The organism is Chloracidobacterium sp. D, from assembly GCF_018304685.1.
Classification (GTDB): domain Bacteria; phylum Acidobacteriota; class Blastocatellia; order Chloracidobacteriales; family Chloracidobacteriaceae; genus Chloracidobacterium; species Chloracidobacterium thermophilum.
The window spans coordinates 464,616-488,672 of record NZ_CP072634.1; the positions used below are offsets into that span (position 1 = coordinate 464,616).

The window sequence follows — 24,057 nt, forward strand, 5'->3', positions numbered from 1 at the left end:
GTGGATGCTGCGATCCGTGGGTTGAAACCCACGGCTAAAATCAACTGTCGCTACGCGACGGGGCTGGGAGCGCAGGCGTCCCGCCCGCACCTTCCAAAAACACAGGCATCTTGCACGTACGAATCCCCGATGGATGGCATTCAGCCGTCGCTGACGCGACGGTGAATGGGTGGATGCTGCGATCCGTGGGTGAAACCCACGGCTAAGTTCAGGCGTCGCTACGCGACAGACAAATTTCATCTACTGGGGATGCGGACGGGCAAAATCTCCTGTTCGATGGAAACCCCAACCCATTGGCATCCTCCCCAATTGCCCGCCAAAAACAAAGTGCGGGCGGGACGCCCGCGCTCCCAGGGGCCGTCGAGTCAGCGACGCCTGATTTTAGCCGTGGGTTTCAACCCACGGGTCACAGGTGTCCCACACCCCCCCGTCGCGTGGCGACGGTTGAATGTCACCCCAACAACACAGGTGACCCGCCTGCACATTTTGGCTTGTTGTACGCCGCACAGGCGAAACATGCCCGGGCCGAACCGAAAGCATGCGGGCGGGACGCCCGCGCTCCCAGCCCCGTCGCGTCAGCGACGCCTGATTTTAGCCGTGGGTTTCAACCCACGGGTCACAGGCGTCCCACACCCCCCGTCGCGTGGCGACGGTTGAATGTCACCCCAACAACACAGGTGACCCGCCTGCACATTTTGGCTTGTTGTACGCCGCACAGGCGAAACATGCCCAGGCCGAACCGAAAGCATGCGGGCGGGACGCCCGCGCTCCCAGGCTTTCAGGTCTTCCCGCTAATCCGGTCGTACAGCCGCCTGGCGTGGTTGCGCGCAATGAGCGACAACCGCAGGTCATTGGCCAGACCCGCCAGCAGGTCAGCCAGGGCTGCCGGCTCGGCGATGCGCCTGGCATTGAGGTCGGCTTCCAGGTCACGCAGCAGTTTGGGCATGTCAAGCGGTTGATAGCGCCGTGCCACTTCAATCTGACTGACCCGCTGGTGCTGCGTGACGATTCCCCGAAAGAACTGCCCCAACTCAAGCAAAGCCGGATGAGGCGTGTAGGTAAAAGCCACCGTAACCGGTTGGCCGTTGACCACCAGCGACAGCTTGCTCAACCCCAGGTTGGAATGTTTTTCCGAAGGCGGAGCGGACGGCAGGGACGCCACCTGTTCCGCCAGCCGTCGAAGACGCGCCAGCGATTCAGGGCGCAGCGTCACCGGAGCGCGGGTCGGCGCCGGTATGTCCTTTTCGACATATTCGAGCGTGCCGCGTCCCTCCGCATCGAGAACGATGACAATCCGCGTCACAAGGAAGTTGGGCTGCTCAAACTCGTAGCGGTAGGTTTCACCCTGTGCCCCTGCGGCGGGCGGACACCACCCAGGTGCCCACCCCAGCAGCAGCCCAACCGACAGCGCCAGATTAAGTGCCAACCTGAGCCAACGTCGTCCCGGGTTCACAGCTTGCCTTCGGCGTACATCTGACGGAGTACCTTCTTGTCAAACTTACCCACCGACGTTTTGGGGATGCTCTCCACAAAGCGAAACTCATCGGGAACCCAGAACTTGGCACAGTGCGCCAACACCAGTTCGTGGAGTTCCTCCGGTGTTGGACGGTCATCAGGGTTGCGCGGGACGACCAATGCCAGCGGCCGTTCGCTCCACTTTTCATTCGGGATGGCAATGACCGCTGCTTCCAGTACCTTCGGATGCGACATGATGACGTTTTCCAGCGCCACGCTCGAAATCCATTCGCCGCCGCTTTTGATGAGGTCCTTCGTCCGGTCGGTGATGGTCAGCAGCCCTTTGGGATCAATGGTGGCCACGTCGCCGGTACGAAACCAGCCGTCGGGTGTGAACTGCGCCGCGACCGAGTCGTCGTTGTAGTACGCACCCACGACCCAGGGGCCGCGCACCTGGATTTCGCCCACCGACTTGCCATCCCAAGGCATTTCACGGCCATCATCGCCCACGATGCGCATTTCGACGCCGGGCGGGGCGTAGCCCTGGTGGGTTTTGATGGCGATTTTCTCGTCAATGGAAAGGTCTGTGCGATGACTGAGCGTGCCGGTGGAGGTGCCCATCGGCGACATCTCGGTCATACCCCAAGCGTGAACGACCGGTATGCCCAGTTCTTTCTCGTAGGCTTCGATCCAAGTCTTGGGAAACGCCGCGCCGCCCACGATGAGCGCCCGCAGACTGGAAACATCGAAGCCATGCGCCTTGATAGCCTGATACATCCCAATCCAGAGCGTCGGGACGCCGGCTGCCACGGTGACTTTTTCATCCTGGATGAGTTGCGCCAGGGTTTCCGGCTTGAGGTGCGGGCCCGGCAACACGAACTTGAAGCCAAGCGAAGCACTCAGATAAGGCAGCGCCCAGGCGTTGGCGTGAAACATCGGGACAACCGCAATGACGGTGTCCGTCCCTCTGAGTGAGAGGGCGTCTCCGCCCCCAGCCGCAATCGTGTGGATGAACTGCGACCGGTGGCTGTAGAGAACGCCCTTTGGTTTCCCCGTCGTGCCGCTGGTGTAGCACAGCCCGGCCGCCGCCCGTTCGTCCAGCCGGGGAAAGTCGAATGTGTCCGGCTCGCCCTCAAGCAGCTCTTCGTAGTGCCGGACGTTGGGCAGCTTGGTCGTAAAGTCCGGCGGGGCATTGATGATGACAAAGTGCTGGACGCTCGTCAGGTGCGGTTGAATGGCTTCCAGCAGCGGGACGAGGCTGGCATCCACGAAAATGATGCGGTCGGCCGCGTGATTGATGACGTAGGTCAGTTGGTCGGGTGCCAGGCGCAGGTTGAGCGTGTGCATCACCGCCCCGTAGCAGGGAACGGCAAAGTACAGCTCAAGGTGCTGGTAGTGATTCCAGGCCAGGGAGCCAATCCGGTCGCCCTGTTCGACGCCCAGCCTGGCCAGCGCATGCGCCAGACGGCAAACCCGCCGGTAGGCGTCGCCGTACGTGTAGCGGTGCAGTGAGCCGTCGGGGCGTTTGGTGACTATTTCGACATCGTGGTGATACCGCCGGGCACGTTCGAGAAAATGTGTCATGGTCAGGGGATAGTCCATCATCAAACCCTGTAACATAGGCAACCTTGCGCTCCTTGCGTGGAATGATTCGTTTTGTACAATCTTTGCCGCCGAAACCCTTCTGCACGAAGCCACGGTGGGATGAAATGCAGCGCCCTCCGTTTGTCATTCATCGAAAGGCTGGTCTGGCAACCTACAGCCGTCTTGTTAGTGATTCATGTATGTGGTGGTGTCTGGATGCTTGATGCCGCAGACCATCGGAAAGGGATGATACTCATGTCAAGCCGGGATTTGAAGTCACAGCCGGAAGGTGTGGCCGCCGTGGGACAGCGCAGGAAACAGCCTCGACGCAGCCGGATGACGCGCAGCATGGCCATGCTCATGGTCGGTCTGGTGCTGATGAGCGCCTTGGGCGTGCCGGTCTGGGCCGACAACCGCAACCGTTCTGCCGGACCCAACCCGTACGACAAGTTCCGGCGGCTCGACGACCGGGCGCGCGCCCGTGGGGCCATGTCTCTCCGGGATGAGTTGGCGTTTGCGGAAATGGCCCATCAGGAAATCTCGAAACAGTACCGTTTTGTGACTGACCCGGTTATCGTCAACTATGTCAACCAGGTCGGACGACGGGTGGCGGAAGTTTCCGGGCGACCAGACCTGCCCTACCAGTTCTATGTCGTGGAAAACGACCAGATTAACGCTTTCACACCCGGCGGCGGGCGCATTTACATCCACACAGGACTCATCAAACAGGCGACGACCGAAGGGCAACTGGCCGCCGTTCTGGCCCACGAAGTCGGCCACAACGTTGGCTATCACCTGAGCGCCACACTCCGCCGGACGCAAACGACAGGTCTTATTATCGGCATTGCTGGAATTTTGTTGGGTAACGGCGCGATCGGTCAGCTTGGGCAACTGGCCGTGACCCTCATCGCCGGTGGCAAGCTGTTTCAGCGGTCACGCGATCAGGAGCGCGAAGCCGATTTCCTTGGGCTGTACGACATGTACCACGCCGGCTACAACACCGAGGAAATGAACAACATGTTCCGCCTGCTCGGTTCGCTGATGCAGAGCAGTCCCGGCCTGTTTGACAAAATCTTTGCCTCCCACCCGCCGCCAGCGGAACGCCTCCAGAATACCCGGCGTGAAATTGCGCAGTACCTGGCAGGATCGGATCAGCGCGGGGTACGGACGACCCAGGCCTTCGTTGACGTTCAGCGTCGCCTGGGCGTAACCGGAAGGGCAGTTCCGCCGACACCGGAGGATGAAGTGTGGTCGGCATCACGGGATACAGGTTCAGACCCGACAGCCTCTGAGCCGCCCCGCAGCCGGGAAGTCTCCTACGAAGACGCGGAAGAAATTTTCCACCGCGCCGATCTTCAGGGTGCCCATCCGCTGCGCGCCGTACGTGGAGACATGCTCGGCAGCGATGCCATCGGCAACGATACCGTGATTGCTTACGAGCAGGACGGGCGCGTCGGCGCGCTGGTGGACGTCAGCGGGCGGGTCTATCCGCTGTTCATCGAAGACCGTGGGCAACGAACCAACGTGCTGCCGCTTGCGCCAAGAGAGGTCGCAGCCGTCGGCATCATCCCGGTCAGTAGCCGGCAGCGGGCGCAGGTTGTCATCGTCAGCCAGCGGGGACTTCGCTATGTTTGGGAGTGGACCGGCCGTGGCTTCCGCTACCTTGGCAGTCAGTGAGTCCAGGTGGCTGTACCGTCAGCCCGGCGGTCAGGGTGAATTGTGTCAGAGGATGTAAGCCATGCCGCAACATCTTGAGCAGCCGGAGAAAACACCATCGCCCCAGAGCCAGCCGGCCGACGATGCTTTTCACGAGGAGTTTGAGCTGTTTCACCGCCACCTGGTCAAGCATCGGCTCAAGCGGACGGCCCAGCGGGACCTCATCCTGCGGACGTTTCTGGAAACCGAGGCGCACCTGAGCGTCGAGGAACTCTACGACCTCGTCAAACAGCGCGACAAAACCGTTGGCTTCACGACGGTCTATCGAACCCTGCGCCTGCTTGTCGAAGCCAAACTGGCCCGTGAAGTCAACTTCAACGATGGGCGCGCACGCTACGAACACGAGTACAAGCACGATCACCACGACCATCTGATCTGTACGGAGTGTGACGCGCTCATCGAGTTTTTCAGCCCGGAGATTGAACGCCTGCAAGAGGAAATCGCCAAGCAGTACGGCTTTGTCATTGCCGACCACAGTCATCGGGTGTTTGGGATGTGTGAGGCGTACTACACCAACCGCGACGACTACCCCCCCTATTGCCGCAAGCGTCCGGGTGCAGTTCAGGAAGGGAAGATGCGTCAGGCCGGGTCTGCCACACCGTCTGGCCACAACTGACACCGCATGTTTGTATCTTATGCGCCGGGTTACTTCGTGGACATCGGTGATGCCCACGTGTTTCCGATGGTCAAGTTTCCACTGGTGCACGCCCGGCTGACCGCAGAAGGCACGCTGTCACCAGAGGATGTGGTCGCTCCGGCCCCCGCCCGCGAGGAAGACATCCTGCTGGCCCACACCCGTGATTACTGGACGCGCCTAGCCGCCGGTCAGTTGACACCACGCGAACTGCGCCGTCTGGGGCTGCCGTGGTCGGAAGGACTGGTGATGCGCGCGCGGCTGGCGGCCCAGGGGACACTCAATGCCGCCCGCCACGCCCTGGCAGAGGGCGTCGCCGGCAACCTTGCCGGGGGCACGCACCATGCCTTCCCCGATCATGGCGAGGGCTTCTGTGTCCTCAACGACATTGCGATTGCTGTCCGGGTGCTCCAGCGCGAGGGTGATGTCGGCCGGGTGGCGCTCATTGACTGCGATGTTCACCAGGGAAATGCCAACGCCGTCATTTTCGCCGGCGAGTCGGATGTCTTCACCTTTTCGATGCACGGACGGAACAACTATCCGCTGCGGAAACCGCCGGGTTCGCTTGACCTGGAGCTGCCGGATGGCATGACGGATGCGGCCTATCTGGAGATTCTGCGCGAGTATGTGCCGCGCATTCTGGCGGCGTTTCGCCCTGACCTGGTGTTTTACCTGGCCGGGGTGGACCCCTATGTCCACGACCGTTTCGGTCGGCTGGCGCTGACACTGGAGGGTCTCAGGCGCCGGGACGAGTTTGTACTGCGCACCTGCCGGCAGGCCGGCATTCCAGTCACCATCACGCTTTCAGGCGGCTATGCCCGTGACCGCCAGGATACGGTCGAAGCCCACTGCAACACCTACCGCGCAGCCCGCGAGGTCTTCGGGTGAAGAAAACTGTTCAGTGAAGCCGGGCTTCAATCGGCGCGTAGGGCCTGAATGGGATCGAGCCGGGCCGCCTTGCTGGCTGGATAAATCCCAAAAAACAGTCCGACACTCCCCGACACAACCAGCGCCAGCGCCACGGCCCAAAGCGGTAGCGCGACCGGCAACCCGGAGAAGTGCGACACGATCAGCATCACCAGGTAGGCCAGCACCAGCCCGATGATGCCGCCAATCAGCGACAGCAGGGCCGATTCCGCCAGAAACTGGCGCAGGATGTCGCGCCGGCGCGCCCCCAGGCTTTTGCGGATGCCGATTTCACGGGTTCGCTCGGTGACGGAAACCAGCATGATGTTCATGATGACGATGCCGCCGACGACAAGGGAAATACCCGTGATGGGCAGCACCACGGCGCTGACCGTGGCAAGCAGGGTCGTGAAGATGCCCTGCGTGGCCGGATCGCTTGTGATGCTGAAGTCGTCTTCTTCACGGGGTGAAAGATGGTGTCGCGTCCGCAGAATGGCGCGAATTTCATCTTCGACGAGTTCCGTCGGCACCCCCCGGCGCGGACGGACGTACAGGGTCAGCGAGCGCCGTTCACCATAGACTTTGTGAAACGTGGTGAGCGGAATCTGCACGTAGTTGTCCTGCGACTGACCAAGAAACGTGCCGAGCGGCTTGGCAACGCCGATGACCTCATAGGGATCACGCCCCAGCTTGACGGTCTTGCCAATGGCGTCGCCCCGGGGAAAAAGCTCTTTGGCCACGTCGGCGCCAAGCACGCACACAGCGCGGCGGTTTTCTTCATCGAAAGGACTGATGACGCGCCCCTGGGCAAGTTCAACGGTGGACAGGTCATTGAAGTTGGCCGTGACACCCTGGATGCCCACCAGTGTAACCACCGTGTTGCCATAGCGGACATCCGCTGCCGAGCCGTCCTGCGCCGCGACTTCATCGGCCAGGGTCAGTTGCTCGCGCAGCGCCCGCAGGTCTTCCGTCGTCAGATCAGGATTGCGCTGAAGGGCGCGCAGGAATTTCTCGAAGTCTGCAAAGCCCTGAAAGGCAGCCTTTTCGACGGTGAGCGCCCCGGTGCCATAGACGGCCACTTTTTCGTTGACGTACTCGCTGAAGCCCTCGATGACGGTTGCCACGGCCGTGACGCTGGCCACCCCGATGATGATGCCCAGCAGGGTGAGAAAGGAACGCAGCTTGTGCGCCCAGATGGCATCCAGGGCCAGACGAAAGACCTCATACCAGCTCATAGTCCACCGACTCTAACAGAGCCGGGCCGCTGTCCGGTAGGGAAACAGCCCCACGACAGCCATCTCGCGCCGAGCGGGACGGCTGTCAGGGGGCTGGCAAAAGGAAACGGTGGCTCACCGCCACCGGTCACTGCACAAAGGCCGGCGCCCGCAGCGACGGCTTGAGGTTGCACACGATGCCTTTGGGCCTGGTTGAAGCGCCGGTGTCCGACGGACGCGGCCGCCGGGGCGGCGGGTTCGTCGCCCGGGCTTTCCGGGGTTGCCCGTTTGGGGGGACAATCTCCACTTCGAGCGTGTTTTCGCCGTAGCTGACGACGGGTGCCTTGAATTTCATCCCTCCGGCTTCAAAGGTCTGGTTGTTGAAGAAGTTGTAGAGATCGAGCAGCTCCAGCGTCGTTTCAACCGTCATGCGGTCGCCCACGCCGCCGACGCCGAGTGTCACGTAGGCATTCTGCGCCTGCAGGGCCTTGATGATGGCCTGCGTCTGCTGGGGCGAGGTTTTGCCATAGACGGTCAGGGCGATGTTGTTCCTGAGCTGCTTCTGATCGTAGATGACATCGCTATCTGCGAAAATGGACTGGTACAGTTGCCCGACAGCGCGCGTCATCAGGATGGGGGCTGCTTCGTCCAGGGCTTTGCCGAAGGCCACCATCGCGGAATTGGCGCTGCCACGGCTCGTAATCACGCCTTCGCCCAGAATGCGGTTGTCGTTGGGGCGCATGACCGTGTAGATGAAGTTTGCGTCGCAGATATAACCGCCGATGCTGGCCGGGCGGTTGTCCGTTTCTGGGTCCACATAGATGAGGTAGTCCGCCCCATACTGAAGTGCCTGCTTGGCGAGCACCCGCAGCCCGTTGGGCGATTGCTTGATTTGCACCGAGGTAATCTCCGTCACCCCCTCGAACGCCACCGATTGCAGCCCCGCCTGGCGCATCTGCTCATAGACGAGGGCGCGCAGCGTCTTGGCCGCTTTCGGGTCATCAAAGCGGCTGGAGGGCAGGAACATCACGCGCGGCGGGCGCTCGCCAAAGCTGAGCACCTTGTTTTGAACCAGAGCCGACACCATGGCCGGCAGGTTGACATCACCTTCAACGGTCAGAATGATCTTGGTCTCATCGTCGTTGAAGCGCGTGTTGGTAATTTTGAAATCGGTCAGGAACGCATCCGGTGGATCGAGGGCAATGTCAATTTCCTCGGCCAGGCTTTCGATAATGGCGCGGGAGAACTTGGCTTCAAGGAAGTCCGCCAGGAATTGTTTCCGGGCTTTTGACTTGGCGCGCGCTTCCGAAGCCGCACGAGTGGCCGGGTTGTAGTCAAAAGTGTAACGTTTTTTGAGCGTTTCGGCCTGAGCCGGGAGCGTTGCGGCAAGCAGCGCCACGCAGGCAGCCGTGAAGAGATGCAAACCGAATCGTCGTATGGGTTTCACTGGGACCTCCTTGAAGCCCGATATGTCCAGCACAACATCCCCGGTGGGTAGTCCCGGGCCGGGGGGATGACCAGACTATTGACTACGGCTTGTTGCGGCGGGGTGGCGGGGCTGTCACCCGTGCGACCTGCCGTACGGTCATGTCGGTTTGGATGCGTCCGAGGTTGGGTGTCGGATCGGCCACCTTTGAATTCGGATCGAAGGTCTGAACCACATCGCAGTAGGTGACTTTCTCACTGACCTTCGCGGCGCGCAGCGTGGCCACGCGGTTCGTGATGCGTTCCAGAATGGTTCCGTCCGCGTCCCGGATGGGTTCCCCTTCGAGGATGACATCAAACTGAATCCCTTCCTGAACGCCATCGGCTGCTCCACTGCGGATGATGACCTGCCCATCCCGCACCATGGCCACTGTGGTTTCAAACGGCACTTCCAGGCTGACGACTTCGGCGAAGCGCTGCGCAAAGGTCTTAATCATCTTGGTGAAGGATTCCTGTCCGGGTGCATCGGCCGTATTGCCGCCAAAACTGCCCACCCGCGTCGAGGTGGTGGCATCGCTGGCGTCGTAGTTTTCTGACTTGATGACCGAGCCGGTCTCGGCACTGATAAGCTGTATGTTGACCTTGGTGGTCATCTTCTTTTCGCGGCGTCCAAAACCGCCGATACTGACGCCACCTTCCTTCACATCAATCGAAACGCACTTGGCGACGATGATGTACTGCGCCGAGCCAAGTCGCCCAACTTTGATGGCGTTGTTGGGATCGGCCAGATCGGAGTTGGCGAGCTTTTGTTCTGCAATGATGGAGTTGAGGGAGTCGCGGGACAGGATGTCGAACCGGCCGCCAGCGAGCGCCGTCTCCAGTTCGGCCACCATGATGTCCTTGGTCCAGCCGCGCTGGTTGTCCTGCGGAATAATGGCCACCCTGATTTTGCCTTTCTTCGGCTGGTTGCTCCGCATGTCACTTGCCGGGGAGTCGCTGGTCTGGCGTTGCGCAAAGACCTGCGTCCCCCCAACGACGGCGAGCAGGCAGCCGCCGACGACGAATGCCAGGAAAAACTTGTGATACTTCATAGTGGGTCGTGTCGTCTCCAGTAAAAATGGCTGTGGCGTGTGTCTTCCAGATGAAGCTGGAAAGTAGCACAAAGCGTTGTGTAATGTGAGAAAACCTACATCCGATGTTCTGGTTGCCAGGCGGGGGCCGCGCTGGTGGGTTCAGTCCTGTCTGGTCGGGTGCTTTCATGACGTTGCATGAATACCGGCGATTGATTGATGAAACCGATGCCCAGTTGCTGGCGTTGCTGAATCGGCGCGCCGAACTGGTCATTGCCATTGCGCACCTCAAACACGCGCAGGGGCTGCCGGTACACATCCCAGCGCGCGAAATGGAAGTGTTGACGCAGGTCATCGCCAGCAATACCGGGCCGCTTGATGACCAGGCGGTACGGCGGCTTTTTGAGTCCATCATTGCCGAGTCACGCCGGCTTGAACATCGGGTTCTGGGAACACCGGAAGACACGCCGGCGGCTTCTCACGAGGGCCGGTAGGCTTGAAAGCCAACAGGCTGAAAGCCAGCAGGCTGCCTGCGTCACCGCGTTGCGTACGCTCGGCAAGATGTCAGCCACTTTTCAGTCGTTGCCCGGCCGGTGCTGTGCTAAAAAGGAATGCTGCCTGCCGGTCAGCCGAAACAATGACCTGCCAACCGCACGGCAGCCTGGAAAGGCATGCGGGAAATGGCTGACAATGGCGCGGAACCCTAGTTGAGAGTGGACAACCTCGATGACCGAAACCCCTCGGCGGTTGGCCAAACCTCCAAAGGCCTATCGCAATCACGAATTTCTCGAAAGCCGCGCGGCGCGCATCATTCGTATCCAGAGTGAATACCTCGAACCGGCCGTCCGGTTGCAGCAGCACCAGGTACGCGACACCATCGTGTTTTTCGGCTCGGCCCGCATTCACCCCCATCCTGAAGGCAAGTACCCACCGGAGTACGAACCGGAGGAAACCAACGGAGAGCACACGGACCCGGCGCTGTCCCATTTCTATGATGACGCGGTGGACCTGTCCCGGATGCTCACGACCTGGGCCATGAGTCTGCCAACGACGCAGCGCCGGTTTCTGGTCTGCTCCGGCGGCGGTCCGGGGATTATGGAAGCCGCCAATCGTGGCGCTGCCATTGCCGGCGGCAAGTCGGTCGGGTTCAACATCAGCCTTCCCTTCGAGCAGTATCCGAATCCCTACATTTCGCCTGAACTGTGCTTTGAGTTTCACTACTTCTTCATGAGGAAGTTCTGGCTGGTCTATCCGGCCAAGGCACTGGTCATCTTTCCGGGTGGGTTCGGAACGCTCGATGAGTTGCTCGAAGTCCTGACGCTCCTTCAGACGCGCAAGCTCAACCGCCGGATGCCGATTGTCATTTATGGCGAAGCTTACTGGCGTGAGGTGCTCAACTTTGAAGCGCTGGTCAGATGGGGCATGATTTCGTCTGCCGACCTGAATTTCTTTCGCTACGCCAACAGCCCGGAAGAGGCTTTTGTCTATCTGCGGGACTGTCTGCTGGAGATTTACGGCCAGCCGGAAGAAGGTCCGGCCTTTAGTGACTGACACTTCTGGGGGTAAGCGAGGCAGAAACAGGCTTCCATGTCGTCTGCGCCAGCACTTTTGGCCACCAAGTCCACGACCGTCCGTTTTGGTGGACTGGTTGCTGTCAAAGACCTTGACCTGACGGTTGCACCCGGCCAGGTCTTTGGCCTCATCGGCCCGAACGGGGCCGGTAAAACGACGATTTTCAACGTCCTGACCGGCGTCTATCGGCCGACTTCAGGCGATGTACAGTTTGAAGGCCAGAGCATCGTCGGGTTGCCGCCCCACGCCATTGCGCGGCGCGGGCTGGCCCGGACGTTTCAGAACATCCGCCTTTTTGGTGAACTGTCGGTTCTGGAAAACGTCATGACCGCCTGCCACAGCCAGAGTCGGTCGGGTGTGCTGGCCACCATCCTGCGTACGCGCCGCCAGCAGGCCGAAGAACGCGAACAACGCGAGTTCGCTCTGGAACTTCTGGAGCGTTTTGGGCTGGCCGCCCAGCAGCATGCCCCGGCGAAAAGTCTTTCCTATGGCAACCAGCGGCGGCTCGAAATTGCCCGCGCCCTGGCCACCCGCCCCAAGGCCCTGCTGCTGGATGAGCCGGCAGCCGGTATGAACCCCCAGGAATCCCTCGCCCTGATGCGTCAGATTCGTCAACTCCGCGAGGATTTCAAGCTGACGGTCGTTCTGGTTGAGCACAACATGCGGGTGGTGATGGGGGCTTGTGAGCGGATTCACGTCGTCGAGCAGGGGCAGACCATTGCGGTGGGCACGCCGGATGAGATCAAACAGGACGCCCGGGTGATTGCTGCTTACCTTGGCCGGGCCTGAGGCAATGATGTTTGTTACAGGTGATACCTACGGGCAGGAGCCGGGCGGGCAGGAGCTGGGAGCATCCGTTGGGGAACAAGGAGGGGCTGAAGCTTTACAACTGCCACGGAACCAGATTCTGTGTGGGGACAGTCTGGTTTTGCTGTCATCGCTGCCGTCCGGCACAGTGGATTTGGTGTTGACCTCGCCGCCTTACTTTCGCCAGCGGGATTACGGCGGCGGCATTGGCAACGAAACCAGCCTGAAGGACTATCTGGAAGTCCTGCTGAACATTTTTGGGCACTGTGTGCGTCTGCTCAAGCCAACAGGCAGCCTTGTCATCAACATCGGTGACAAGTACGCCCACCGTGGGCTGATGCTGATTCCATATCGCTTCGCCGTGGCTGCGATGGAGCGTTTTCCGGTACGCCTCGTGAATGCCATCACCTGGGTCAAGCGTAATCCCACACCACGTCATTTTCGGCGGCGGCTTGTCTCCAGCACCGAACCGTTTTTTCACTTTGTCATTTCGGATGCCTACCAGTATTTCCCGGAGAGTTTTCTGTGCCAGACAAAGCCACCCGACGCCACCCGCCGGGGAAAGCGGATCGGACAGCGGTATTTTCGCCTCATCGAGTCCTCGACGCTGACTCCTGACCAGAAAGCACAGGCGCGCCTGGCGCTGGAAAATGCGATTGCCGAGGTGCGGCGCGGTGAGATTCAGGACTTCCGCATGAAAATCCGTGGCATCCATTCCGTGCCTTTTGGGGGGCGGGAAGGCGGGCGAAACATTCATCTGGAACGCGATGGCTTCACCGTCATTCGCATGCATGGTGCGCGACTCAAACGCGATGTCATTGAAACGCCGGTCGAATCGCTCAAGGGTTGTCCCCACCGGGCTGTCTTTCCAGAGGCGGTCGTAACGGAGTTCATCCGGCTGTTGACGCGCCCCGGGGATGTCGTCCTCGATCCCTTTCTTGGTTCGGGAACGACAGCGGTTGCCGCCAAGAGGCTGAACCGCCACTACCTGGGAGTGGACATCAATCCTGACTACTGCGACTATGCACGTCGGCGGTTAGCCGGCGTGGCCTTGCAGACCTCGCTGCTCGATGTGACCTTGCCGTAGCGCCCATCAAAGCGCCACACAGAAGCCCTGTTTTGGAAAGAGGCAACGATGTCGGTTGCGCCCAATCACCACCCGCCGGCTGATGGAACGTCGCTGCTGACCGTGGAAAACCTCGGTGTGGCTTATGGGTCCATCGAGGCGCTGCACGATGTGTCGCTGACGGTGGGCAGGGGGGAAATCGTGACCCTCATCGGCGCCAACGGGGCCGGCAAAACGACGACGCTGAAAACCATCGTCGGACTGCTCAAGCCGAAGCGGGGCCGGGTTGTGTTCAATGGCGAAAGCATCACGGCACGTCCCACGCACGAGATTGTTGCACGCGGCATTGCCCTCGCCCCCGAAGGGCGGGGCATTTTCCCCGACCTGACGGTGCTCGAAAATCTCGAACTCGGCGCTTACCGCCAGCCGGACCGGAAGCAGTTTCGCCGCGACCTCGACCACGTGTGTACGCTGTTTCCGCGCGTCAGAGAGCGGCTCCGGCAGCGGGCCGGAACGCTTTCCGGGGGCGAGCAGCAGATGGTGGCCATTGGAAGGGCGCTGATGAGCCGTCCGACGCTGCTGCTTCTGGATGAGCCGTCGCTGGGGCTGGCGCCACTCGTCACACAGGCGATTTTTGACGCGCTTGGGGAACTCAACCGCGAGGGGTTGACGATCCTGCTCGTCGAACAGAACGCACACCTGGCGCTGAGCTGTTCCAGTCGCGGGTATGTGCTGGAAACCGGGCGTGTCCTGCTGACCGGCAGCGCCGCTGAACTTCTGCAGGACGCCCGTGTACGGGAAGCCTATCTGGGGCAATGAAAAAGTTCATCCGACGGCTTATCGAGAAGGCTGGATACACGGTTTTCAAGACCGCGTACGCGCCCAAACAAATGGATGTCATCCTCGACATCCGGCGGCTTGTCCCGCTGTCATCGGTACAGGTCATTTTTGATGTCGGGGCCAATGTCGGCGAAACCGTTTGCTGGCTTCGGGGGGCATTTCCACACGCTCACATCGTGGCCTTTGAGCCGGTCAAGGCTACCTTCAATGAGCTTGAGCGTCGGGTTGGCCACCTTCCGAACGTGACACTTTTGAATGTTGCTTTGGGGGAGCAGCCCAAAGTTGAAGTCATGCACCTGCAAAGGTATTCAGGGCATAACTCACTCAATCCAGCACTCAACCAGCCTTCACCAACTGGTCAATCTGAGGAAGTTCAGGTTGAGACAGCACAAAACATCGCCAAGAAGCTAGCTCTTCCGCGAATTGATTTCTTCAAGATTGATACCCAAAACTATGAGATTCCGGTTCTGGCCGGAGCGGTGGATTATCTGCCGACGACGACGTTTATTTATGCTGAAATGGGCTTTGAGAAAGCTGGAGAAGCTACTAACTTTTTTGCCTTGCATGAGTTTCTAAGCCGTCATGGTTTCGCCTTCTTTGGCCTTTACGAACTGTCTCATCATGAAGATGGACGGCTGTATTATGCCAACGCCCTGTTCATCAACCCTGCCCGACTTCGCGCGCCGGTGGGTGGCGCGGCGACGGCCTGAGTCCGATGTTTGTCGCTTGCGGGGGGGCACGTATGGCATCCTCTGCAACAGTCCATTTGCGTCAACTGATGTGGTGCATTCTGTTTCCGTGCACGCTTGCGTGCATCCTGAACCCTGGAGGTAACGATGCGAAACAACGTCCGACTGGCGTCCGTTTGGGGGCTGGCGCTGCTTGCCAGTCTGATCCTCTGGCTTCCATCCACCGGTTTGGCGCAGGCAGGTACGCCAAATGAGCCGACACTGGTGGTCTATGGTGGTCTCAACCCACCAGCGCATATTGCGCAAATCACCTACACCCATCCGCAAACCAAAGTTTCCAGCACATTCGACATCCCGCTGCTGACGACACGTGAGCACCACCGCCACGAGATCAGGCTTTCAGCCGACAGGGATTGGCTGCGTCACCTCACCGTGCACCTTCAATGGATTGAACGCCCCCAGATGGTCGAGCGTCTGGATGTGGCGTTGCTGCTGGACATACAGGGCCGGCAGGTCAAGATTCCGCTCAAGTCTGACGATGGATTTCAGACGTTCCATGTGGATGAACGGCACTACAATGGTATGAGCAGCCCCGGACTGGGGGGCGGCCGCCTGTCTTCGCCAGCAACGGCCCGGGTCGCCATTATGTCCGTCGCTTTCCAGGATGGACGGCAATGGGCGCCTACGTTGGGCTACTACCAAGTGCGGCAACTGCCGGATGGCAAACGCGCCATCGAGGCTGATGATAAACAAGGGGGGGCAGAATCCCCTGAGCGATGAATTTTGCGGCTGTGCCAGGCTGTTGGAAAGCTGGCGTGAGGGCTGTCTGGGCGTAAACGATTGAAGTGGAACTGGCGGTTGCTCAACCGCCCGGCTTGTTTTCTGGCTGGTTTTGGAGCAGGCGTCGCAGCCGCTCAATCTCGGCAGCCAGAGCTGCTGCCTGTGCTTCGGCCGCTTCAGCACGTTTTCGTTCAGATTCCGCCTGAGCCTGAGCAGCTTCGGCACGGGTTCTTGCAGTCTCAGCTTCCGCCTGGGCGGCTTCAGCGCGTTTTCGTTCGGCTTCGGCCTCAGCTTGGGCGGCTTCAGCACGTTTTCGTTCGGCCTCCGCTTCTGCTTGGGCACGTTCCGCCTCAGCTTGAGCGCGTTCGGCTTCCGCTTGAGCGCGTTCGGCTTCCGCCTGGGCGCGTTCGGCTTCCGCCTGGGCGCGTGCCGCTTCCGCCTGCGCCGCTTCCGCTGCCGTCGGAATCAACCGTCCCTCGGCATCGTACAGCCGCAACCACCGACTCCGCGCCCCGTGATACTCGCCTTCCCACTCCCCCACCCACGCCCCAAACACCCGACTCCACAGCCACCCACGCTCATCCGCCACCAGCGCCTCGTACCCATCACGCCCCAGCACCCACCCCAGCAACTCCGGCTCTCCACCCTGCGTCGGGTCTGGCCCGTAACAAAAATACTCCCGCGTCCGAAACACCCGCTCGTACAACGCCTTCTTCGCCCCCAAGTCCACACTCCGCGTCGAGGGCGACAGCAACTCCACAATCACGTCCGGCAACCGCCCGCCCTCCCGCCACGCCACCCAGCACGGTCGCACGTACGACCCGTCCACGTCCTTCACCACGAAAAAGTCCGGCCCCTTGTAGTCCTGCCGCTGTACCTGCTGAAGGCTGTAATAGACAAACATATTGCCACCGGCATAAAAGTCCGTCCGCCCACGCCAAAGCTGGTGAACACAGTCATCGAGCAGGTTGATTTGCAGCCGATGCCAGAGATTCTCCAAGGGTATCCCGTCCTCACAGGGCAGTTCCCGGGTGAAGTCTTCCGTGAAGTCCAACGCCTGCCCCACGGCTTCCACAGGTCCAGCTGCTACAGATACGGCTTCCACGGGTGATGTCATTGGTTGTCCCTCCCGCCTGATGTCAGCGATGCAGCCACCGGGTGATTGTTCCAGCCTGAAATCCACGCTAGGGCTGCGATGGTTTTTCGGGTTGGTTCGACAACAGCGCCTGCACCCGTGCCAGTTCCGCCTCCAGCGCCGCCGCCCGCGCTTCAGCCGCTTCCGCGCGTCTCCGTTCAGCTTCGGCCTCGGCCCGGGCACGTTCTGCCTCCGCCTGGGCGCGTGCCGCTTCCGCCTGCGCCGCTTCCGCTGCCGTCGGAATCAACCGTCCCTCGGCATCGTACAGCCGCAACCACCGACTCCGCGCCCCGTGATACTCGCCTTCCCACTCCCCCACCCACGCCCCAAACACCCGACTCCACAACCACCCACGCTCATCCGCCACCAGCGCCTCGTACCCATCACGCCCCAGCACCCACCCCAGCAACTCCGGCTCTCCACCCTGCGTCGGGTCTGGCCCGTAACAAAAATACTCCCGCGTCCGAAACACCCGCTCGTACAACGCCTTCTTCGCCCCCAAGTCCACACTCCGCGTCGAGGGCGACAGCAACTCCACAATCACGTCCGGCAACCGCCCGCCCTCCCGCCACGCCACCCAGCACGGTCGCACGTACGACCCGTCCACGTCCTTCACCACGAAAAAGTCCGGCCCCTTGTAGTCCTGCCGCTGCACCTGCTGAAGGCTGTAATAGACAAACATATTGCCACCAGCATAAAAGTCCGTCCGCCCACGCCAAAGCTGGTGAACACAGTCGTCAAGCAGGTTGATTTGCAGCCGATGCCAGAGATTCTCCAAGGGTATCCCGTCCTCACAGGGCAACTCCTGCGTGAAGTCTTCCGTGAAGTCCAACGCCTGCCCCACGGCTTCCACAGGTCCAGCTGCTACAGATACGGCTTCCACGGGTGATGTCATTGGTTGTCCCTCCCGCCTGATGTCAGCGATGCAGCCACCGGGTGATTGTTCCAGCCTGAAATCCACGCTAGGGCTGCGATGGTTTTTCGGGTTGGTTCGACAACAGCGCCTGCACCCGTGCCAGTTCCGCCTCCAGCGCCGCTGCCCGCGCTTCAGCCGCTTCCGCACGTCTCCGTTCGGCTTCGGCTTCCGTCGGAATCAACCGTCCCTCGGCATCATACAGCCGCAGCCACCGACTCCGCGCCCCGTGATACTCGCCTTCCCACTCCCCCACCCACGCCCCAAACACCCGACTCCACAGCCACCCACGCTCATCCGCCACCAGCGCCTCGTACCCATCACGCCCCAGCACCCACCCCAGCAACTCCGGCTCTCCACCCTGTGTCGGGTCCGGCCCGTAACAAAAATACTCCCGCGTCCGAAACACCCGCTCGTACAACGCCTTCTTCGCCCCCAAGTCCACACTCCGCGTCGAGGGCGACAGCAACTCCACAATCACGTCCGGCAACCGCCCGCCCTCCCGCCACGCCACCCAGCACGGTCGCACGTACGACCCGTCCACGTCCTTCACCACGAAAAAGTCCGGCCCCTTGTAGTCCTGCCGCTGCACCTGCTGAAGGCTGTAATAGACAAACATATTGCCACCAGCATAAAAGTCCGTCCGCCCACGCCAAAGCTGGTGAACACAGTCGTCAAGCAGGTTGATTTGCAGCCGATGCCAGAGATTCTCCAAGGGTATCCCGTCCTCACAGGGCAACTCCTGCGTGAAGTCTTCCGTGAAGTCCAACGCCTGCCCCACGGCTTCCACAGGTCCAGCTGCTACAGATACGGCTTCCACGGGTGATGTCATTGGTTGTCCCTCCCGCCTGATGTCAGCGATGCAGCCACCGGGTGATTGTTCCAGCCTGAAATCCACGCTAGGGCTGCGATGGTTTTTCGGGTTGGTTCGACAACAGCGCCTGCACCCGTGCCAGTTCCGCCTCCAGCGCCGCCGCCCGCGCCTCGGCCGCTTCCGCGCGTCTCCGTTCAGCTTCCGTCTCAGCTTGGGCGGCTTCGGCGCGTTTTCGTTCGGCTTCAGCTTCCGTTGGAATCAACCGCCCCTCGGCATCATACAGCCGCAACCACCGACTCCGCGCCCCGTGATACTCGCCTTCCCACTCCCCCACCCACGCCCCAAACACCCGACTCCACAGCCACCCACGCTCATCCGCCACCAGCGCCTCGTACCCATCACGCCCCAGCACCCACCCCAGCAACTCCGGCTCTCCACCCTGCGTCGGGTCTGGCCCGTAACAAAAATACTCCCGCGTCCGAAACACCCGCTCGTACAGCGCCTTCTTCGCCCCCAAATCCACTCCCCGCGTCGAGGGCGACAGCAACTCCACAATCACGTCCGGCAACCGCCCGCCTTCCCGCCACGCCACCCAGCACGGTCGCACGTACGACCCGTCCACGTCCTTCACCACGAAAAAGTCCGGCCCCTTGTAGTCCTGCCGCTGCACCTGCTGAAGGCTGTAATAGACAAACATATTGCCACCAGCATAAAAGTCCGTCCGCCCACGCCAAAGCTGGTGAACACAGTCGTCAAGCAGGTTGATTTGCAGCCGATGCCAGAGATTCTCCAAGGGTATCCCGTCCTCACAGGGCAACTCCTGCGTGAAGTCTTCCGTGAAGTCCAACGCCCGCCCCACGGCTTCCACAGGTCCAGCTTCCACAGGTGATGTCATAACCTACCCTCCGCCACGGCAACCCGGTCCGGCCGGGCAGAACCAAGTTGCCATGTGATCCGTCAGAAACCGCCGGTGGCTGTGAGTGCGCGGCTGCGGCAATTACAAGCGGGGCTTACAATCGTCCCTGAGCTGCGGCAATAAACGTCTGGGCGTTTTCCACCGGCGTTGGCGGCAGGATACCATGCCCCAGGTTCATGATATGACCCGGCGCATCCTTGGCTTTGGCACGGATGTCTTCGACGCCACGCAGGATACCCTCGCGCGGCCCAAGCAGGCGGCAGGGATCGAGATTCCCCTGCAGCGCGACCCGTCCCTGAGTACGCCGTACCGCCTCGGCCAGGTCAGTTCGCCAGTCAATGCTGAGCACCTCGGCACCTGAAGCGGCCATGCCTTCGAGCAGGTGGGCGCTGCCGTTGACGTAGAGTATGCGCGGCACAGCCGACCCGACCTGCTCAAAGACCCGCTGAATGTAGGGCAGGGCAAAGGTGGCAAAATCTTCCGGCGACAGTTCGCCCGCCCACGAGTCAAAGAGTTGCAGGGCGTCAATTCCAGCTTCAATCTGGGCTTTCAGATAGAGTGCCTGCGTGTCGGCCAGCTTTTCCATAAGCCGGTGAAAGACCGCCGGCTCGCTGTACATCAGGCTCTTGATAATGTGGTAGTTCTTCGAGCTGCCCCCCTCGATCATGTAGGCCGCCAGCGTCCAGGGCGCGCCAGCAAACCCAAGCAGCGGAACGGCATCGGCAATCTCGCGCTTGAGCGTCCGAATGATGTCATAGACAAACGGCATTGTTTCGACCGGGTCAGGGACGCGCAGGGCTTCCACGTCAGCGGCCGAGCGCACCGGGTGCGGCATTTTGGGCCCAGTTTTTTCCGTCAAATGCACTTCCAGCCCCATTGCCTCAACCGGAATGAGGATGTCGGAAAACATGATGACGGCATCCACTCCCAGAATGCGGAGCGGTTGCAGGGAAACTTCGACGGCCAGATCAACGGTCTTGCACAGGGTCAGAAACGGCAGGTCCTTGCGTACGGCGCGGTACTCCGGCAGGTAGCGTCCGGCCTGGCGCATCATCCAGACAGGCGTACGTTCAACGGGCTGGCAGCGCGCAGCGCGAACCAACAGGTCATTTTTGAGAGGCATGGGCGTGAGACTCGCAGGTGGCAAAAGAGTTGTCGCCGCGCAGGGACGACCTTGAAGGCAATCTACATTGCCCGTCCGATGAAAGTCATTGTCGAATTGGCCTGCCCAGGCATGCTACGAATGGCTCACTGCGCCCGAAACCGGCCGTGCTGCCGACGGAAGCCACCCCAAAGGATACCCAACACCATGCCTGCGGTTGACACCAACCACACCAAAACCATTGAGCTGGTCTATCAACTCCTGTGCGACGACGTGCGGCTCGAAGTCGGCAACAAACTGAGCTTCATGGGAGTGTTCCAGGAAATTCACGTGCCGGAAGTGCCCTTTGGTCTCCCACGCATGGCCGTCTGCAATCACTGGCGTGGCACCGGGGATTATCTGGCCGAAGTGCGCATCATCTATCCGGGACGCCGCCAGGCGCTGGCCGCTTCGACGCCCTCCCGGTTGTCTCTTCCGGTAACTGGTGGGTTCAACACCAACATCACCTTTTTCTTCAATCTGCACTTTACGCAACCCGGCGATTACATCGTGCAGACCCTGCTTGACTCCAACCTCTTCTGTGAAACCATCCTGCCGGTGAGTTGCGCGAAGTCGCCAGACGATGGTTACGCCAATCCACTGCTCAACTAAGCCACCCGCGCCTGTCTTTGACGCCACGCTCCGGCGCGAGGTCCGTGTCGCCAGCGTCCCGTTTGCACAGAGGAGTGGGCTGTGCTACAGACCGGGACGTACCTTGTAACGCCTTATTTGTCAGGGAACACCTGTGATCCGATCAGTCAGCGCCTACTTCCCGACACGCCCCCGGATTCGCAGTACAACCGTGCTGGCCGTCCGACGCGATGGAAAGGTCGTCATGGCGGCCGATGGCCAGGTGACCATGGGAGCCAACGTGGTCAAAGGCAACGCCCGCAAGATTCGTCGGCTGTACAATGACAAGATTCTGGCCGGATTTGCCGGCGCCACGGCCGATGCGTTTTCACTCTTTACGCGCTTCGAGGCCAAACTTGACCAGTACCACGGCCAGCTCCAGCGGGCGGCCGTCGAGCTGGCCAAGGACTGGCGCACCGACCGCATGCTGCGCCACCTGGAAGCCCTGCTCCTGGTGGCCGATGAGAAAGCCACCCTGCTGCTTTCCGGCACCGGCGACATCATCGAGCCGGATACCGACTGCATGGCCATTGGTTCGGGGGGGCCGTACGCGGAAGCGGCAGCGCGCGCCCTGCTGCGGCACACGGACTTTCCGGCCCGGCGGGTGGCCGAAGAAGCCATGCAGATTGCCGCCCGGATATGTATCTACACCAACGACACGATTGTGTATGAAGAACTGTGACCTGACCGCTTCGGCCGGGTAACGGGGCAAGCCATGGCCCGCGAGCACGACTTCATCGAGCGCCGGCGCGCAAGCTGGCAACGGCTGGAAAGTCTCCTCTCCACAGTGCAGAAGGGCGGTCTGCATCGCCTGCAGCGGGAGGAAGTCCGGGAGTTCGGGCGGCTTTACCAGCGGGCGGCGGCCGATCTGGCCATTGCCCGGCAGGAAGTTCGTGATGCCCAGCTCGTCAACTATCTCAATCACCTGGCCGTGCGGGCGCACGGGGCGATCTACCGCACCGAAAGCGGAAGCTGGCGCAAGCTCTGGCACTTTTACCGCTACGACGCACCGGCGCTCTTCCGCGCCTACCGGGGCTACGTGCTGGCGGCCTTTCTGGTCTTTGCCGGCTTTGCCCTCGGCGGCGGTCTGTTTGTGTGCTACGACGAAGCCTTTGCGTCCGTGATCGGGCTGTCCGGTGCGCTGGAGCAAATCAAACGCGGGCAGGACTGGACGGCGAATATCAACGGTGAAAACCAGCTTGTGGCTTCGCTCATTATGACCAACAACCTGCAGGTGGCCCTGGGTGCGTTTGCCTTCGGCATCTTTGCCGGACTGGGCACGTTCTACATTCTGGCGTTCAACGGTCTCCACATCGGCGGCATTCTGGCGCTGTCCGTGAAATACAGCTTTACGCCACTGCTGGTCTTCGTCTGCGCCCATGGCGTTTTCGAGCTGATGGCCATTTTCATTGCCGGGGGGGCCGGCTTTCTGATGGGAGGGGCGCTGATTGCACCCGGCGACCGAACACGCGGCGAGGCGCTGCTGGAGCGCGGCATCGCCGCGATCAAGCTCCTTTCCCTGTGCTTTCCGCTGCTCGTTGTGGCCGGTCTCATCGAGGGCTTTCTCTCGCCGGCCAATGTGCCCGGCGTCTTCAAATTTTCGGTAGCCCTGCTTTGCGCGGCTTTCCTGGTCATCTATCTTGCTGTACCGGCATCGCGCCCGCTGCCCCCGGACGTGGCGTAAGTGGCTCCCCCAAGTCGCGTGGGCTGGATTGAATTATCCTGTGCAGGTTGAAAGCTATGAAACCCATTCTCGAAGACATTGATGTTGAGCAGACGACGGCGCTGCTTTCTGAAATCATGGAGTGCGAACTGGCCGGCGTCGTGTGCTACACCCACTTTGCCCTCATGGTGACCGGGCCCAACCGGATTCCCATCGTAAACTTCTTCAAGCAGCAGGCGACAGAATCGCTGGCTCACGCCCAGCAGGTGGGTGAAATCCTGACCGGCCTGGACGGGCATCCCAGCCTGCGGATTGCCGCCATCGAGGAAACCCACCGCCACAGCGTCCGCGACATTCTCGAAGAAAGCCTGGCGCACGAACGCCGCGCGCTCGACCTGTACAAAAAGCTCCTGGCGCTGGTGGCTGACCGGAGTGTGTACATTGAGGAATTTGCCCGGACAATGATTGGGCAGGAAGAACTGCACTGCATCGAACTCAAGAAGATGCTGCGCGATTATGGTCAGTGACGGTGATGGTGGCCAACCCTTCCGTTGTCTGACGGCGGCCGTGGAAAGCCTGCACCACAAGTGCTACGACCTGTCTGACCTCGTGGCCCGGCGGGCTGAGTGGCGGCGGCGCGGGCAACGTGTCGTCTTCACGAATGGCTGCTTTGATCTGCTGCACCCCGGCCATGTGACCTACCTGCATCAGGCGCGCGCGCTGGGCGACGTTCTCATCGTTGCCCTCAACAGCGACCGCTCCGTCCGGGAACTCAAAGGTCCCGCGCGTCCCATTCTGACGGCTGCCGAACGCTGTCAGGTCATGGCGGCGCTCGCCGCCGTGGACGCGGTGACGGTGTTTGACGCCCCAACCCCGCTCCCGGTCATCGAACAACTCATACCGGATGTGCTTGTCAAGGGCGGCGACTGGCCCATCGAGCAGATCGTCGGCCGGGAAATCGTCGAAGCCCACGGAGGCGCTGTGTACTCCCTGCCGTTCGTCCCCGGCGTTTCCACGACGGACATCATTGACCGTATTCTTTCGCGTCAGGGCGTTCTCGTCAGGCCCCGACCGTAGTCAACCGCTG

At 61.1% G+C, this 24,057-nt stretch carries 25 protein-coding genes; 15 read left to right on the forward strand and 10 right to left on the reverse strand.

Going from position 1 to position 24,057, the window contains the following annotated elements; all coding sequences use genetic code 11:
- Nucleotides 1-778 precede the first annotated feature (778 nt).
- Complete coding sequence (locus J8C01_RS01985; RefSeq protein WP_211432202.1) at nt 779-1,453, reverse strand: hypothetical protein; 675 nt, start codon at nt 1,451-1,453, stop codon at nt 779-781.
- A complete protein-coding gene (locus J8C01_RS01990) occupies nt 1,450-3,075 on the reverse strand; it encodes a long-chain fatty acid--CoA ligase (protein WP_211432203.1) in 1,626 nt (541 codons plus the stop codon). The genes J8C01_RS01985 and J8C01_RS01990 overlap by 4 nt, the downstream gene beginning before the upstream one ends.
- A 219-nt stretch (nt 3,076-3,294) precedes the next feature.
- On the opposite strand from J8C01_RS01990, the gene J8C01_RS01995 reads away from it, so the two are divergent.
- The 3 genes from J8C01_RS01995 (at nt 3,295) to J8C01_RS02005 (ending at nt 6,277) form a co-directional block, all read left to right on the forward strand.
- A complete protein-coding gene (locus tag J8C01_RS01995) occupies nt 3,295-4,716 on the forward strand; it encodes a M48 family metallopeptidase (RefSeq protein ID WP_211432204.1) in 1,422 nt (473 codons plus the stop codon).
- A 61-nt stretch (nt 4,717-4,777) separates the two neighbouring features.
- On the forward strand, nt 4,778-5,371 hold the full coding sequence (locus J8C01_RS02000; RefSeq protein WP_211432205.1) for a Fur family transcriptional regulator: 594 nt from the start codon (nt 4,778-4,780) through the stop codon (nt 5,369-5,371).
- A gap of 6 nt (nt 5,372-5,377) precedes the next feature.
- The gene (locus tag J8C01_RS02005; protein ID WP_211432206.1) at nt 5,378-6,277 is read left to right on the forward strand and encodes a histone deacetylase family protein; all 900 of its coding nucleotides are present in this window, start codon (nt 5,378-5,380) and stop codon (nt 6,275-6,277) included.
- A gap of 26 nt (nt 6,278-6,303) precedes the next feature.
- Here the strand turns inward: J8C01_RS02005 and J8C01_RS02010 are convergent, their stop codons facing one another.
- From J8C01_RS02010 to J8C01_RS02020, 3 genes are all read right to left on the reverse strand, one after another.
- Entirely contained in the window at nt 6,304-7,530 is a 1,227-nt protein-coding gene (locus J8C01_RS02010) for an ABC transporter permease (RefSeq protein ID WP_211432207.1), read from the reverse strand.
- A gap of 127 nt (nt 7,531-7,657) precedes the next feature.
- Complete coding sequence (locus J8C01_RS02015) at nt 7,658-8,956, reverse strand: hypothetical protein (RefSeq protein ID WP_148263900.1); 1,299 nt, start codon at nt 8,954-8,956, stop codon at nt 7,658-7,660.
- An 82-nt stretch (nt 8,957-9,038) separates the two neighbouring features.
- A complete protein-coding gene (locus J8C01_RS02020; protein ID WP_211432208.1) occupies nt 9,039-10,025 on the reverse strand; it encodes a CsgG/HfaB family protein in 987 nt (328 codons plus the stop codon).
- Nucleotides 10,026-10,192: 167 nt separating this feature from the next.
- Here J8C01_RS02020 and J8C01_RS02025 point away from each other — a divergent pair, with 167 nt between their 5' ends.
- From J8C01_RS02025 to J8C01_RS02055, 7 genes are all read left to right on the forward strand, one after another.
- Nucleotides 10,193-10,498, forward strand: coding sequence for a chorismate mutase (locus tag J8C01_RS02025; protein WP_014098911.1), 306 nt, complete (start codon nt 10,193-10,195; stop codon nt 10,496-10,498).
- A gap of 232 nt (nt 10,499-10,730) precedes the next feature.
- On the forward strand, nt 10,731-11,555 hold the full coding sequence (locus tag J8C01_RS02030; protein WP_211432209.1) for an LOG family protein: 825 nt from the start codon (nt 10,731-10,733) through the stop codon (nt 11,553-11,555).
- 36 nt (nt 11,556-11,591) lie between these two features.
- Nucleotides 11,592-12,365: an ABC transporter ATP-binding protein gene (locus tag J8C01_RS02035; RefSeq protein ID WP_211432210.1), complete on the forward strand. Its 774-nt coding sequence runs from the start codon at nt 11,592-11,594 to the stop codon at nt 12,363-12,365.
- Between the two features lie 4 nt (nt 12,366-12,369).
- Nucleotides 12,370-13,470, forward strand: a complete 1,101-nt coding sequence (locus J8C01_RS02040) for a DNA-methyltransferase (protein WP_211432211.1) — start codon at nt 12,370-12,372, stop codon at nt 13,468-13,470.
- A 48-nt stretch (nt 13,471-13,518) separates the two neighbouring features.
- Nucleotides 13,519-14,268 carry an ABC transporter ATP-binding protein gene (locus J8C01_RS02045; protein WP_014098915.1) on the forward strand — a complete coding sequence of 250 codons (750 nt, stop codon included), beginning with the start codon at nt 13,519-13,521 and terminating at the stop codon, nt 14,266-14,268.
- Complete coding sequence (locus J8C01_RS02050; protein ID WP_211432212.1) at nt 14,265-14,999, forward strand: FkbM family methyltransferase; 735 nt, start codon at nt 14,265-14,267, stop codon at nt 14,997-14,999. The genes J8C01_RS02045 and J8C01_RS02050 overlap by 4 nt, the downstream gene beginning before the upstream one ends.
- 126 nt (nt 15,000-15,125) lie before the next feature.
- Nucleotides 15,126-15,758, forward strand: coding sequence for a hypothetical protein (locus J8C01_RS02055; RefSeq protein WP_211432213.1), 633 nt, complete (start codon nt 15,126-15,128; stop codon nt 15,756-15,758).
- 82 nt (nt 15,759-15,840) lie between these two features.
- Here the strand turns inward: J8C01_RS02055 and J8C01_RS02060 are convergent, their stop codons facing one another.
- The 5 genes from J8C01_RS02060 to hemE form a co-directional block, all read right to left on the reverse strand.
- Nucleotides 15,841-16,875: a Uma2 family endonuclease gene (locus tag J8C01_RS02060; protein WP_211432214.1), complete on the reverse strand. Its 1,035-nt coding sequence runs from the start codon at nt 16,873-16,875 to the stop codon at nt 15,841-15,843.
- A gap of 67 nt (nt 16,876-16,942) precedes the next feature.
- The gene (locus J8C01_RS02065; protein ID WP_211432215.1) at nt 16,943-17,788 is read right to left on the reverse strand and encodes a Uma2 family endonuclease; all 846 of its coding nucleotides are present in this window, start codon (nt 17,786-17,788) and stop codon (nt 16,943-16,945) included.
- Nucleotides 17,789-17,855: 67 nt separating this feature from the next.
- Nucleotides 17,856-18,638 (reverse strand): Uma2 family endonuclease, encoded by a 783-nt coding sequence (locus tag J8C01_RS02070; RefSeq protein WP_211432216.1) that lies wholly within the window; start codon nt 18,636-18,638, stop codon nt 17,856-17,858.
- Nucleotides 18,639-18,705: 67 nt separating this feature from the next.
- Complete coding sequence (locus J8C01_RS02075) at nt 18,706-19,515, reverse strand: Uma2 family endonuclease (protein WP_211432217.1); 810 nt, start codon at nt 19,513-19,515, stop codon at nt 18,706-18,708.
- Between the two features lie 115 nt (nt 19,516-19,630).
- A complete protein-coding gene (gene hemE / locus J8C01_RS02080) occupies nt 19,631-20,659 on the reverse strand; it encodes a uroporphyrinogen decarboxylase (RefSeq protein WP_211432218.1) in 1,029 nt (342 codons plus the stop codon).
- A 186-nt stretch (nt 20,660-20,845) separates the two neighbouring features.
- On the opposite strand from hemE, the gene J8C01_RS02085 reads away from it, so the two are divergent.
- From J8C01_RS02085 to rfaE2, 5 genes are all read left to right on the forward strand, one after another.
- A complete protein-coding gene (locus J8C01_RS02085; protein WP_014098920.1) occupies nt 20,846-21,289 on the forward strand; it encodes a DUF6941 family protein in 444 nt (147 codons plus the stop codon).
- 133 nt (nt 21,290-21,422) lie between these two features.
- Nucleotides 21,423-21,989, forward strand: coding sequence for an ATP-dependent protease subunit HslV (gene hslV, locus J8C01_RS02090; protein WP_305879280.1), 567 nt, complete (start codon nt 21,423-21,425; stop codon nt 21,987-21,989).
- A gap of 33 nt (nt 21,990-22,022) precedes the next feature.
- On the forward strand, nt 22,023-22,991 hold the full coding sequence (locus J8C01_RS02095) for a stage II sporulation protein M (protein WP_211432219.1): 969 nt from the start codon (nt 22,023-22,025) through the stop codon (nt 22,989-22,991).
- Between the two features lie 56 nt (nt 22,992-23,047).
- Nucleotides 23,048-23,497, forward strand: coding sequence for a ferritin-like domain-containing protein (locus J8C01_RS02100; RefSeq protein WP_014098923.1), 450 nt, complete (start codon nt 23,048-23,050; stop codon nt 23,495-23,497).
- Nucleotides 23,487-24,047 carry a D-glycero-beta-D-manno-heptose 1-phosphate adenylyltransferase gene (gene rfaE2, locus J8C01_RS02105; protein ID WP_014098924.1) on the forward strand — a complete coding sequence of 187 codons (561 nt, stop codon included), beginning with the start codon at nt 23,487-23,489 and terminating at the stop codon, nt 24,045-24,047. Before J8C01_RS02100 ends, rfaE2 begins: the two co-directional genes overlap by 11 nt.
- The last annotated feature ends 10 nt before the right edge of the window (nt 24,048-24,057 follow it).